Annotated in this window: 16 protein-coding genes; 4 read left to right on the plus strand and 12 right to left on the minus strand. The window is 44.7% G+C overall.

From position 1 onward, the window contains the following. The first annotated feature begins 225 nt into the window (after window positions 1-225). A complete protein-coding gene (locus tag AACQ17_RS00195; RefSeq protein ID WP_026028272.1) occupies window positions 226-453 on the plus strand; it encodes a hypothetical protein in 228 nt (75 codons plus the stop codon). Window positions 454-527: 74 nt separating this feature from the next. Here the strand turns inward: AACQ17_RS00195 and AACQ17_RS00200 are convergent, their stop codons facing one another. Further along, window positions 528-2,480 carry a DNA topoisomerase III gene (locus tag AACQ17_RS00200; protein ID WP_094147786.1) on the minus strand — a complete coding sequence of 651 codons (1,953 nt, stop codon included), beginning with the start codon at window positions 2,478-2,480 and terminating at the stop codon, window positions 528-530. Between the two features lie 84 nt (window positions 2,481-2,564). Then, window positions 2,565-2,897, minus strand: coding sequence for a Grx4 family monothiol glutaredoxin (locus AACQ17_RS00205; protein ID WP_010318865.1), 333 nt, complete (start codon window positions 2,895-2,897; stop codon window positions 2,565-2,567). Between the two features lie 241 nt (window positions 2,898-3,138). Here AACQ17_RS00205 and sodB point away from each other — a divergent pair, with 241 nt between their 5' ends. From sodB to AACQ17_RS00220, 3 genes are all read left to right on the plus strand, one after another. Further along, window positions 3,139-3,723, plus strand: a complete 585-nt coding sequence (sodB, locus tag AACQ17_RS00210; RefSeq protein ID WP_010318866.1) for a superoxide dismutase [Fe] — start codon at window positions 3,139-3,141, stop codon at window positions 3,721-3,723. 122 nt (window positions 3,724-3,845) lie between these two features. Continuing rightward, window positions 3,846-4,349 carry a VC2046/SO_2500 family protein gene (locus tag AACQ17_RS00215; RefSeq protein ID WP_029189774.1) on the plus strand — a complete coding sequence of 168 codons (504 nt, stop codon included), beginning with the start codon at window positions 3,846-3,848 and terminating at the stop codon, window positions 4,347-4,349. Between the two features lie 233 nt (window positions 4,350-4,582). After that, complete coding sequence (locus AACQ17_RS00220; RefSeq protein WP_370685854.1) at window positions 4,583-5,209, plus strand: SDR family oxidoreductase; 627 nt, start codon at window positions 4,583-4,585, stop codon at window positions 5,207-5,209. A 33-nt stretch (window positions 5,210-5,242) separates the two neighbouring features. Here the strand turns inward: AACQ17_RS00220 and AACQ17_RS00225 are convergent, their stop codons facing one another. The 10 genes from AACQ17_RS00225 to ccmA form a co-directional block, all read right to left on the minus strand. Continuing rightward, on the minus strand, window positions 5,243-6,007 hold the full coding sequence (locus AACQ17_RS00225; protein WP_013856383.1) for an MlaA family lipoprotein: 765 nt from the start codon (window positions 6,005-6,007) through the stop codon (window positions 5,243-5,245). Window positions 6,008-6,076: 69 nt separating this feature from the next. Then, entirely contained in the window at window positions 6,077-7,294 is a 1,218-nt protein-coding gene (gene ccmI / locus AACQ17_RS00230; protein ID WP_094147035.1) for a c-type cytochrome biogenesis protein CcmI, read from the minus strand. Further along, window positions 7,294-7,791 carry a cytochrome c-type biogenesis protein gene (locus AACQ17_RS00235; protein WP_017042542.1) on the minus strand — a complete coding sequence of 166 codons (498 nt, stop codon included), beginning with the start codon at window positions 7,789-7,791 and terminating at the stop codon, window positions 7,294-7,296. Before AACQ17_RS00235 ends, ccmI begins: the two co-directional genes overlap by 1 nt. Continuing rightward, window positions 7,791-8,342, minus strand: coding sequence for a DsbE family thiol:disulfide interchange protein (locus AACQ17_RS00240; RefSeq protein ID WP_094147034.1), 552 nt, complete (start codon window positions 8,340-8,342; stop codon window positions 7,791-7,793). The genes AACQ17_RS00235 and AACQ17_RS00240 overlap by 1 nt, the downstream gene beginning before the upstream one ends. Beyond that, the gene (locus AACQ17_RS00245) at window positions 8,343-10,298 is read right to left on the minus strand and encodes a heme lyase CcmF/NrfE family subunit (protein WP_017045241.1); all 1,956 of its coding nucleotides are present in this window, start codon (window positions 10,296-10,298) and stop codon (window positions 8,343-8,345) included. Further along, window positions 10,295-10,780, minus strand: coding sequence for a cytochrome c maturation protein CcmE (gene ccmE, locus AACQ17_RS00250; RefSeq protein ID WP_013856378.1), 486 nt, complete (start codon window positions 10,778-10,780; stop codon window positions 10,295-10,297). The genes AACQ17_RS00245 and ccmE overlap by 4 nt, the downstream gene beginning before the upstream one ends. Next, complete coding sequence (ccmD, locus tag AACQ17_RS00255) at window positions 10,777-10,983, minus strand: heme exporter protein CcmD (protein ID WP_013856377.1); 207 nt, start codon at window positions 10,981-10,983, stop codon at window positions 10,777-10,779. The genes ccmE and ccmD overlap by 4 nt, the downstream gene beginning before the upstream one ends. 2 nt (window positions 10,984-10,985) lie before the next feature. Further along, the gene (locus tag AACQ17_RS00260; protein WP_019280903.1) at window positions 10,986-11,738 is read right to left on the minus strand and encodes a heme ABC transporter permease; all 753 of its coding nucleotides are present in this window, start codon (window positions 11,736-11,738) and stop codon (window positions 10,986-10,988) included. 111 nt (window positions 11,739-11,849) lie between these two features. Further along, entirely contained in the window at window positions 11,850-12,518 is a 669-nt protein-coding gene (ccmB, locus tag AACQ17_RS00265; protein ID WP_013856375.1) for a heme exporter protein CcmB, read from the minus strand. Beyond that, window positions 12,515-13,138 carry a cytochrome c biogenesis heme-transporting ATPase CcmA gene (gene ccmA / locus AACQ17_RS00270; protein WP_094147033.1) on the minus strand — a complete coding sequence of 208 codons (624 nt, stop codon included), beginning with the start codon at window positions 13,136-13,138 and terminating at the stop codon, window positions 12,515-12,517. The genes ccmB and ccmA overlap by 4 nt, the downstream gene beginning before the upstream one ends. Between the last annotated feature and the right edge of the window lie 154 nt (window positions 13,139-13,292).

The following is a 13,292-nucleotide window of genomic DNA, read 5'->3' on the forward strand; positions in this document are numbered from 1 at the left end:
CTTTTAAGAAAAGCCGCTGTTTTTACAGCGGCTTTTTCGTATCTGATTAACATCATTTTCTCATACTGATATTTTATTCCACGCACCAGTTGCCATTCATTAGATAAGTACCCTCTCCATTCATCACATACCAAAGGTGTATTTTTTATAAACTGGCATCAAATATGCTTTCCATTATTCAACGGTTATGTCGTAATTAATGGCATGGTTAGAGAGGAGAAGTGTATGAGCCATCTCTATAAGATTGAATCCTACAGTGAAGAAGCGGTCAGCTCGATTGCCCAGTTTATCCGTTCTAAAGGTGGAAGATGCTGTATTGCTGGTTTTGCCGTGATAACAAGCCACCCTTTTCAAGAGCGCGAGGCGTGGCGTTTACTGCCACTTGTCGGCAAAGTGACTGACAATGTAACCGATTGGGATACCAGCCTTTTTTATCGAAAATGTGATAATTAGCTCGTCAGGTCGGTGAACATCTTACCTAATTCACTGGCCTCTGCTTACTTAGCGACCGATTCTTTGATGTCATTTTATTGAGCCGAATTACGTTGATAACGCGTGGTTTTGCTGGATTTACGTGTCTTTCGTTTGAATGCAGGGCGCTCCACTTTGGGCAATGAGCGAAGCGACTCTGGCACTGCGCCCGATTTCGCCTGTTCCATAATCTGAATAATGCGCTCTTGCAGCACTTGCATAAAGGGTTGATACGCTTGCCCACGTTCAGCCATCGCTTGCAATTGATGCTCCCAATGGGCGGTCATATCAGGATAAGTTGATTCATTTGGCAGCGCATGAATTAAACCCCTTCCCGCTGGCGAGCTTAGAATCAGCTTACCTTGACGTGTTAAGAGTTGCCGCTTGAATAAAGTGTCAAGGATCCCCGCTCGCGTCGCTTCCGTACCCAAACCATCGGTTTCACGTAAGATTTTTTTCAGCTCTTTATCTTCAACATAGCGAGCAATTCCCGTCATCGCTTGTAGTAAAGTCGCTTCAGTAAAATGACGAGGAGGCTCGGTTTTTCGATCGTGAATCTCCCCTTCTCGACACGTCAGCACCGTCCTTTTACTCAGTGGTGGAACGGCATCGACTCCGTTCTCTTCTTCATCGACTTTGCCTAACAAACTCTTCCAACCGGTGTCAACCAGTTGTCGCCCTGACGCAACAAAAAAGCCACCCGCAATATCAAACACCAGCTTGGCTTCCGCGTACACGGCGGCGGGATAAAATTGCATCAAGTATTGGCGCGCAATCAATTGGTATATTTTCATCTCATTTCCCGACAAGGCATTGACGGATGCCTGCTTTGGTGTGGGAATAATGGCATGGTGCGCGTCCACTTTCTTATCGTTCCATGCTTTGGATTTAAGAGCTAAGTTTGCGCCACTGACCGCCGTTAACAACTCTTTGGCGTTGCACGCGATAGCTTGAGTTACTGACGAAGCTTGAGCGTAATGTTCTTGTGGTAAGTAACGACAATCTGAGCGCGGATAGGTGATTAATTTATGCTTCTCATACAGAGATTGGCAAGTGTCTAACACTTGCTGGGCGCTCATTGCAAAGCGCTTCGATGCATCAATTTGCAGTGCAGATAAGGAATAAGGTAACGGCGCGGCTTGCTTAGTTTGCTTTTGTTCGGCTTCAATCACTGTGGCGGGTTGCCCTGCGATGCGCTGTGCGACATTTTCCACCAACTTGCGGTTTAAGACTCGCCCTTCTTCATCTTGCCACGGCTGGCAAGCATCGCTGGGTTTCCAGCGCGCACGGATATCAAACGCCACTTGATCAGTTTGATAAGGGATTAACGCATGTAATGTAAAATAGTCTCGCGGGATGAAGTTTTCTATCTCCTCATCCCGACGTACCACAAGCCCTAGAATAGGAGTTTGTACCCGTCCAACCGACAAGACACCTTGATAGCCCGCTTTCTGCCCCAGTAAAGTATAAGCCCGTGACATATTCATGCCATACAACCAATCGGCTCTTGAACGCGCGAGCGCTGAAACCGATAAAGGGATGAATTCGCGGTTACTGCGCATCTGTTTCAGTGCACGCTGCACGGCTGGAAGGTTTAAATCGCTGATCAGTAGCCGCAATGCTTGCTCTTTTTTACTTTGGCTTACTTTGCAATAATCAATCACTTCATCAACTAATAGTTGCCCTTCACGATCCGGGTCTCCTGCATGGATAATTTGCGATGCTTCTTTCAAAAGCTGACGAATCACAGTCAACTGTTTGCTCGATGTTTTGCGCGGTCTAAGCTGCCACTGTGAAGGAATGATAGGTAAGTCGAGTAAATTCCACTTTTTATAGCGTTCATCATAAACATCCGGCTCAACTTGCTCGAGTAAATGCCCAATACACCAAGTAACGATGTCACCATTCGCACAACGAATGAAACCTTGATCTTTCTTGTGTGGTTTCGGCAAAGCATCGGCTATAGCGCGCCCTAAGCTGGGCTTTTCAGCAATGAATAAACGGGTCATAAACTCAAATCAACGCAAAAAAATAAGGCCACATTAACCAATGTGACCTTAATAAATCAAGAAAAACTGTTATTTTATACAGTATTACTCTTCATTGCCTGCACGTGCAGCGGCTTCTTTCACTAAAGGTTGCAGTTCGCCTTTTTGGAACATTTCGATAATGATGTCACAACCACCAATCAACTCACCTTCAATCCACAATTGTGGAAAAGTAGGCCACTGTGCGTATACAGGCAGCTCAGCGCGGATATCTGGGTTTTGCAGAATATCCACATAAGCAAATTTCTCACCGCAAGCCATCAAAGCCTGCGCAGCTTGAGAAGAGAATCCGCAACTTGGTAGCTTAGGAGAACCTTTCATGTATAGCAGAATGGCATTTTCTTCAAGTTGCTGTTTAATTTTATCAATAGTTTCCATTGCTTCCTCTTAATGGGATAGTGCGGTTTGTTACTGACATTCTAAATCATTAATAGAGAATAAAAAGCACATATTATTTATGGATATCCTGCCTATACAACAATTTTCAATATTAGGACTTTTAATAAAGTAAAAACTTGCTAAAATACCTTCAAGTCAGTCGTATCGACGAATATCATTATAATATCTGGAAGCTACTGAAAGAGACTTTCACTCTTTCTACACAACGGAGAATCGAGCAATGTCATTCGAATTACCAGCTTTGCCTTACGCTAAAGACGCTCTAGAACCACACATTTCAGCCGAAACACTAGATTTCCACCACGGTAAGCACCACAACACTTACGTTGTGAAGCTTAACGGCCTTATCCCTGGCACTGAATTTGAAGGTAAATCTCTCGAAGAGATCATCAAGACTTCAACTGGTGGTGTATTTAATAACGCCGCTCAAATTTGGAACCACACCTTCTATTGGCACTGCCTTGCACCAAATGCAGGTGGCGAACCAACAGGTGCCGTTGCAGACGCAATCAACGCCGCATTTGGTTCTTTTGAAGCTTTTAAAGCAAAATTCACTGACTCAGCGATCAATAACTTTGGTTCATCTTGGACTTGGTTGGTGAAAAATGCGGATGGTTCTTTAGAGATCATCAACACTTCAAATGCAGCCACACCACTGACTCACGAAGGTGTGACTCCGCTACTGACGGTTGATCTGTGGGAACACGCTTACTACATCGATTACCGTAACCTACGCCCTGACTACATGAATGGTTTCTGGGCACTGGTTAACTGGGCATTCGTTGCAGAAAACCTAGCAAAATAACCTTTTCCCCTTGGATTGGTATTTAGTCATATGAAAAGCCTGCTTTATCGCAGGCTTTTTTGTTATTTTATCTAAAGTTATCTGCTTTCTCGCCGCTAAAAGTGCATCGGTTGGAGAGGCAAATGCAAGTACATACATTAGATAAAGCCAGTATTATAAACGAGCTTCAATTTGGCTCGGGGCTAAGCCATGCTGTCCAGCAAGGACGCCGTGCGGACTTTGCACTCATACTGTCGATGTTTTCTAACGATGTACGCGACAACACTCCTGTTGAACGTATTGAAAACCCACCCACTAGCGATGAATTGTTACGTAAGCGATTTGAGCTTACGGAGCCTCAAGCACTGCGTTCCGACCAAAGCTCTTACGCTGTTTCAGCAAAACAGGCCGAGCTTTTCCATCACGGAGGACTCGCCAGTGCGAAACTCAGCCACTACTTGACTCCTGAAGTACTCGCCTATTTGCCTGAAGATACGCATGATTTACCCGAAGAGGTATATCTTAATCTGTCAGGACATGAGCGAAGGCATCTTGCCTCCCCCTCAAACGTTGAGCTCTTAGTTGCCGATCTGTCGGTTCAACTGACCGTTGCCCACCGGCAAGATCAGATCCGCACCCAAGTTTGATGTCTTGTATGTAACACAAAACGACATTCTCTAGATCAGAATGTGAGTATGACCAAAAAAAACACATACCACGCTCGCTTAGGCTGAGTAATTTGATGTTATTCACACCCTACCCACAGTTAATCAACCATCCTATTGAGACTAAATCCCGCTACAACAATAAAACAAACAATAGGGTGAGGCACCCAATGGATATAAAAAGTGCAATAATATTAATCACTTCAGCAAGTTCGATGCTTGGTAGCACGCTGGCCGTTCATTTCGCACATTTAGGTGCAAAAATTATTTTGTGTGACCAAGACAAATTTGGGTTAATGGAAACCTTTGCTCGTTGCAAAGCGATCTCTCAGGATGTTCATTATTACCACACACCAGATTACTCTTTAGAAACGATCCATCGGCTGTTCGATTTTATTGATCAAACCTATCATGGGGCACCGGATGTACTGGTCAATAATTGGCCAAATGCATCCCTCCCCCCCTTGATAGGTGAACAACGAGCTGAAGTCTTTCTTCAGAAGCTCGCCATGATGGCCTCAACTTTATTCACTTTTGGTCAAGCCAGTGCTGAGCGAATGCGTATTAACAACAAGCCAGGTGTGATTGTGAACGTCATTTCTCAAAATGATGAGTATGACCTAGCGGGAATTGAAAATGCGAATTCTATGGTTTCTGGTTTCACGCAGAGTTGGGCAAAAGAACTAACCCCTTTCAACATAAGGGTCGGAGGCGTAGTGCCTAGCGCAAAAGGTGATGTAGATGAGAAGCCCCATTGGGCTGAGCTGCAAGATGAATTGATCCGCAATACGGAATACATCGTCGCTAACGAATACTTTAGCGGACGTGTGATGTCGGCCTAGCTAGCAGTACAAGGCCGACCTACATGGGTATGATTAAAACCCTTCTTCCAGATAATCGTCGAGATACTCTTCTTCCGATTCATCGTACGTTTGGGTATCAATTTCTGCTTTAAAATCTTGGCGTTGTAAATAAACATCGCGAGTTAATGAATATGGATCTGGGGAGTTTTCCAACGTCACTTCTTGGGGAACGAGCCTTGCTCGGGTCTCCAATCCTTCCAGAGCCCATTTACCTAGGCCAGCCCAGACATTGAGATAAGAAAGTGGTACATACAAGCCATCCACAACATCTGTGGTTTCTCGAATCGTGTAGGGCCCGTATCCAGGAATCATTAAATATGGACCATTACCAACACCATAATGGCCTACCGCATCACTAAACGCTTTTTCATTGTGTTTGGTGATGCCCGCTTCTGACGCAATATCAATCATCCCAAACAGGCCTAAGGTGCTATTAATCCAAAAGCGGTTAAAGTGGTCAACGGCTTTCGTACCATTACCCATCAATATGTTGTTGATAATGCTTGAAGGTTCATCAAGGTTTGACAGAACATTGGCGATCGTTTTTCTAATGGGGTGTGGAATGTAATCCACGTAGGCAATCGCAACAGGGCGAACCAAGTATGGATCGATATAATCGTAGTTGATTGTCCACATTGATCGGTTAAAAACCTCAAAAGGATCGCCCGACTGCGTTTGATTTGATTCGGCTGACGTTGAATCCGGAGCGCTTGCACACCCTGCTAATACGAAAAGGAACAGCATAGGGCATATCAGTCGGGATAGGCGGCTTATCATTATTTATTTCCATGTATAAAGGCCGATGAGACATCGGCCTATCAATACGTTAATTGTATATAAGTGCTATTAATACTGCTTATTGATCACAACTTCAACAGGTTGACCGAGGCTCATGGGAGCACTTTCACCAAACCAATCACCTTGTTTGGTTGAAACATTGCCATCCGTATCCAAGCGTACTCGAACAATAAGCTGTGCAAGGTCGGATAACTTCCGCCCTTGAACCATGCTATTGCTATCATCTAACACAACCTTAATAGGGAATTGAGTCAGTGGATAACGCGCTGCGGCAACAGGCATAGGTGCACCATCAGAACTGTGCACAGAGACTATGAGTACTGCATTTTGTTCAAGAGTCACACCATCACCGAGTGAGATGGTGACAGGAACCATTTTCCCATCGATAGCTTTAGGCTGCATTTTGCTTTGTGCTCTTTCAATACTGCGCGAAAGCATCTCATAACGGCTATCTTCAGGGCCAATCATCTGCTGCATTAATCGCCAATACTTCATCGCCGCTGGGTAATCCTGGCGTTCAAACGCATCAAACGCAAGTAGTGAAAACACGCGTAGATCAACATAATCTTGTTGTACTAATGCCGTTAAAATTTCACGTGCTTGATTTTGGTCAAGCTCATCTTGTGACAACATTAATGCTTGCGCATAGCCCAACTTCACATCTGCATCTTTTGGATCTAACGCATACGCTTTCTTCATTGAGCCAATCGATGTTTCTATATCTCTGTTAGCAAGTCCAATACGTCCAAGCAGCAACCACCCGGTCGCATCTTGAGGCTGATAATGCAGACGAGTGCGCAGCGCCAGTGTGAGATCATTCATCTCATCATCACTTAAGGCAGCACCTTCTGGTGACATCATTTTTTTTGAGAGTGCAGGTAAGTTAGCGTTCACTTGCTGCCACTGCTCTACTTGACTAGCCGCGCCAAATTTTAGGTAAAAGCCATAGCTTAAGATGACGACCAATAAAATCGAGGGGATCAAAACAACCATCTGTGACACATGTGAAGAATTTCCTTGCACCGATTGCGCAGGAATATCATCCAATAGCGACTGTTTCAGATCAGCAATCAGCTCTTGTTCGCTGTCAACCAACCCTTCTTGCGTCTCTTCGTGTAACTCTGCAAGGCGGTTTTTAAAGATCGCTTTGTTCAATTCGTCACGCAGCGCTGCATCGTTGTTCGCTCTGTTTTTGAGGATCGGCAGTGCAATGAAGACACAACCAAAGAAGGTCAGAATGAGGGTAGATAACCAAAAAAACGTCATTATTGTTTGTCTCCATGCTTCTCATCATCAACCGCGTCTTCGGCGAGCAACTGATTTAATCGCTCTTCCTTTTCGGCATCCCAAACTTCACCATTTTGAGCGGTTGATGCTTTACGACGTTTGCTGCGTAATACAATAAAACCAAAACCCAGAAACACCACACTCAAAGGACCTAGCCATAAGATGGAAGTCGCCAAAGTCAACGGTGGGTTATAGGTCACAAAGTTGCCGTAACGTGCAATCATGTAGTCAACAATGTCTTGTTCAGACTTACCTTGTTTGGTCATTTCATAGACTTTATTACGTAAGTCCTGTGCTAATGCAGCATTTGAGTCGGCAATAGTATTGTTTTGACACTTTGGACAACGCAATGTATTGCTCAACTCTTTGAATTGCTGCTCTTGCTGTGGATTATCAAACTCGTACACTTCAATTGCAGATTGCACAGAAAATACCAAAGCAAAGCTAGCAATGATCGATAATATAAAACGCTTCATTACTTCGCTTCCTCTAGAAGTTTCTGATACATAGGTTGCAAAGTTGTTTGCCAATTGGTTGGATTAACATCCCCCACATGGCGGTAACGAATAACACCGTTGGCATCAATGAAAAAGGTTTCCGGCGCACCGTAAACGCCGAGATCTAACCCTAACATACCATGACCATCGAACAGGCTGATCAAGTAAGGATTACCTAGCTCATTTAACCATTGAACCGCTTTATCTCGTTGATCTTTATAATTTAAGCCTATAATTTTTACACCATCACCCGCCAACCGATTGAGATATTGATGTTCGGCATAGCAGGTCGGGCACCAAGTTGCCCAGACGTTCAGCAGCAAAGGCTCGCCTTTAAATATCGCTTGGTCGTACAGCTTGCCGGGTTCGGCTAAATCTTCCAAACGAAATTCAGGCACAGACTTACCAATCAGAACCGACTCCAATTTTGTGGGATCATCACCTTCGGTATTTTTGACCAACTGAGTAACAAACACGGCAACTAGACCAAGAAAAGCCACCAATGGAATAAATAGAATTTTCTTGTTCATCTAGGCCTCCTGTTGGGAGCTTTTTCTAAAGCGGTAGCGTTTGTCACTGATGGCTAACGCACCACCTAATGACATCAATAAAGCACCAGCCCAGATCCAACGTACAAATGGTTTGTAATAAATTCGGATCGCCCATGAACGACCATCTTCTAATCGCTCACCCATTGCAATGTACAAATCGCGAGTGATGCCACGATCGATGGCCGCTTCAGTCATCATTGACTTGGCAGTACGATAAAAGCGTTTTTCCGCATGGAGTGTATTCACGTATTGCCCATCCTGCGTAATTTCAAAATCGGCAATATAACCATCATAGTTCGGGCCATCTTTATCTCTTAACCCTTTGAAATAAAAGTTATATTGTTGGATTTCAAAAGATTCCCCAGGTGCTAGACGAACATCACGCTCGATACTGTAGTTTTGCACCATCGCAATACCAATCACAGTAACGGCAAGACCAACATGGCCTAACATCATGGCCCAGTGGCTACGTTGTAGTTTAGTCACCCCTATCATGAAGCTATGACGATGTGTCGCACGTTGGTGCAACTCGACAACGTGTAGCAAGATGATCCAAAACGCCATGACCCAGCCGATAAATGCCATCAAGCTAAAGCGTTCAGCTAGCAGGTACACCATAACCGCCGAAAGAATCAACGCCATCAGGCCACAAATCAACATCGGTTTCAAAAGCTTGGAAAAATTATCGCGCTTCCAACGGATCAGTGGACCGATCCCCAGCAAAAATGCAAATGGCACCATTAGCCATGCAAACAGCATGTTGAAGAAAGGCGCTCCTATTGATACGGAACCAAGGCCAATCTGCTTGTGGATTAAAGGTAACAAGGTGCCAACCAACACCACCACCAATGCAGCGATTAATAAGATGTTGTTGGAGAGCAGCGCATTTTCACGCGAGATCAATTCAGCATTGCCACGGACGCGCACTGCCGCACCTTTAACGGCAAACAATAGCAGTGAGCCACCGATGACAAACACCAAAAACCCAAGGATAAACAGGCCACGAGCGGGATCGGATGCAAATGCGTGTACCGAAACCAAAATACCAGATCGCACTAAGAATGTGCCCAGTAAACTGAGCGAAAATGCTGAAATTGCCAGTAACACTGTCCAAGCTTTGAATGTGCCACGTTTTTCTGTCACAGCAAGTGAGTGCATCAATGCCGTTCCCGCAAGCCATGGCATAAACGACGCGTTTTCTACTGGATCCCAGAACCACCAGCCACCCCAGCCAAGTTCGTAGTAAGCCCACCACGAACCTAGCGCGATGCCTAATGTCAAAAATAACCACGCCGCAGTTGTCCAAGGACGAGACCAACGGGCCCATGCAGTATCCAAACGCCCAGTCATCAAAGAGGCTATCGCAAATGAGAATGCGACTGAAAAACCAACATATCCCATGTATAACATGGGTGGGTGAATGATTAGCCCAGGATCTTGTAGCAGCGGGTTTAAGTCACGACCATCAATTGGGAAATAGGGTAAGGTGCGTAAAAATGGATTCGAAGTCACGATGACAAACAGCAAGAATCCAACGCTGATCAGCCCCATAACGGATAAGACTCGCGCCACAGATTCTTGAGGCATACCACGGCTAAAGGTAGCCACCGCCACAGTCCATCCCGCTTGAATTAAAACCCACAGCAATAATGAACCTTCATGCGCCCCCCACACCGCTGTTAGACGGTAATACCAGGGTAATTGACTATTCGAATTACTCGCCACGTATTGTACCGTGAAGTCATTGACATAAAATGCCCATAGCAAAATGCTAAATGAGACCAATAGCAATGAAAACATTCCCCATGCTAATGGCCGCGCAGTATTCATCAGCATGGTATTGTTTTTAGAAGCACCAACAAGTGGAAGTAAGCTGAGTAATATGGCAAGCCCAAGTGAAACAATAAGGGCAAAATGTCCTATTTCAACAATCATTGAGCACTTCCTTGTTTTTGTTCCGAGCTATAGGTTAACGGCTCATGCGTTTTCTTCATTGCTTCAGCAATTTCCGGTGGCATATAGTTTTCATCATGCTTGGCTAGCACTTCAAACGCTTCCACTGTGGTGGCATCTTTCAATACGCCTTGCGCAACAATACCCTGACCTTCTCTAAACAAGTCGGGTAAGATGCCTTCATATTCGACCGTCACATTTGGACCAACATCGTGGAGCTGAAATCTTACTTTTAGTGAACCCGGATCTCTTTTCACAGAGCCCACCACCACCATGCCGCCAATGCGTAGCCGTTGACCCACTTCTGGCTTTGTCCCATCGGGTTTACCGTGTACAAGCTCGGTCGGCGTATAGAAAAGGTCCATATTTTGATTGAGTGCATACAACATCAAACCAATGGTGGCACCAGCCCCAATAATCAATGCCAAAATAATGGTGAGTCTTTTTTTACGTCTTGGGGTCATAAGGTGTTCTCCATATGCTTTGCAGCATCAATTCTGGCTTGGCGTTCAACCTTTGCTTGCACATCTTGCAACAAGGTTTTGCCACGCTTGATGCTGAGCATCAGTAAAATAAACATGGATAAAAAGGTAATGCCAAATGCACTCCATACATAGGCGGAGTAACCGCCCATCGCCAAGAAATCACTCAAAGAGTCAAAATGCATGATCAGTTACCTTTCTGTGTTTGAAGGGTTGCCAATTCGATAACCCAAGGGCGATGGCTCTCTTTACTGATAATTTCATTGCGTAAGCGGACCATAGTGACCGCAGCAAAAAAGAAAGCAAAGCCAAAAATATTGAGCAGCAGTGGCCACAACATGTCACTGGATATGGAAGGCTTTTCAAATTTAGTAATCGTGGCACCTTGGTGCAGGGTATTCCACCACTCAACGGAGAAATGAATGATAGGTAGATTGATCACACCAACGATGGCCAGCAGACCTGCGGCTTTTGCGGCTGTTTTTTGATCATCGAAAGCGTGGTAAAGCGCAATCACTCCCAAATAGAGAAACAGTAAAATGAGCTCAGACGTCAGACGAGCATCCCATACCCACCAAGTTCCCCACATCGGTTTACCCCAAATGGCTCCAGTAATTAACGCAATAAACGTAAATACCGCACCGATGGGCGCCATTGCAGCAGCGGCCATGTCTGACAGTTTTAATTGCCAAACTAGACCAATGAAAGCCGCAATCGCCATCGACATATAAATGCCCATTGACCAAATGGCGGAAGGGACATGAATGTAAATGATTCTGAAGCTATCGCCTTGTTGATAGTCTGCCGGAGCATAAGCTAAACCAAGGATATTACCGACTACCAGGCATAAGATAGCGAGCCCTGCAAACCAAGGCAGGAACTTTCCACATAGCCGATAGGCGGATTCAGGCTTTGCATAGGGATGGAGCCATTTCCACATTGTATTGTCTCACTCTTACTTCATTGCTTCTGAGCATGTGTCTGCTCAGTTTATTGTGTTGTTGATACGCAACGCTCAAATGCATTGCTGAAAATATCGTTCGTACTTAATTTAGTTAACGCTGACTCTCAATGCTGCGCTAATAGCAAATGGAGTTAATGTTATCGCGCCCATAAACATTGCCCCCAAAACAGCCAATTGACCGTTGTAGAGCATGCCAAGCGATGCTGCATCAATAGCTGATGTAGCGAAGATTAAAATCGGGATATACAAGGGTAAGACCAGTAGGCTCAGCAACACGCCACCTTTTTGCAAGCCGACGGTCAATGCAACACCAATAGCACCGATAAAACTCAACGTTGGCGTGCCAATGAACAAAGTCAATACAACTGCAAGCCACGTATTAAAATCTAATGACAATAATACGGCTAACAATGGGCTAATTAAAATTAAAGGCAATCCAGTCAATAACCAATGAGCCACGACTTTTGAAATAACGACTATGGGTAATGGCACTGGGATCAGCATCATTTGTTCAAGCGACCCGTCTTGAAAATCATCGCGAAACAGACGCTCAAGTGATAGTAGCGCCGACAGTAACGCCGCAACCCAAACAATACCAGCAGCGATACGGGCGAGCAAAGCAGGCTCTGGGCCGATACTCAGCGGGAATAGGGTGATCACTATGATAAAAAACCACAGTGGATTAAAAATATCGGCTTGACGTCGAAAGGCGATCAATAATTCACGACGGATGATCATCCCCATGGTCACGATCATGACTCATGCCCCAATTTAATTTTTCGCAATTGCGGATAGTTAGCAAACATATCTTGGTGTGTGGTCAATACAACGATGCCACCTTGTTGCGCATGCGCTAGAAATAAGGCTTCCAACACTTTGACACCTTGCTTATCAATCGCAGTTAACGGTTCATCTAAAATCCACAACTTTTGTTGACTGAGCCACAAACGAGCCAGCGCAACTCGGCGCTGTTGTCCGGCAGAAAGCTGGCCTGCAGCCACGTCTTCTCGGCCAGCTAAACCCACTTTAGCCAAGGCTTGATATATCTCTTGAGAAGACGATTCTGCATTATGCACTGATTGATAAAAATGAAGATTCTCGAATGCCGTCAAATCGCGCTTAACCCCAGTTTGATGACCAAGAAACAGTAAATCTTGGTGGTAATCATCACGATTAGACTCAATATTTATGCCATTCCACAAAATAGAACCATCCTCTCTATCACCTAACCCGGTAATAATTCGTAGTAAGGTCGTTTTACCTGTGCCGTTCCGTCCTTCAATCTGCACCAATTCGCCAGCATGAATCACAAAGCTAAGTGCTTCAAACAGAACTCTTTCATCACGAATTGCGGTCAGGTTATTTACTTCAAGCATGTGCATCTAAATCGAGAAATTTGAGCCGCTATATTAGCACACCACACCTAAGACAAAACATAATAAGACTATTACCAGTCACGAAACTAGGTAAGAAACTGTTAATTTTTAATTATTTTCTGTCTCATTTACTACTTTATGGCTACATTTAACC

Origin of the sequence: Vibrio sp. V10_P2A27P122 (assembly GCF_963874335.1) — a bacterium.
GTDB lineage: Bacteria > Pseudomonadota > Gammaproteobacteria > Enterobacterales > Vibrionaceae > Vibrio > Vibrio anguillarum.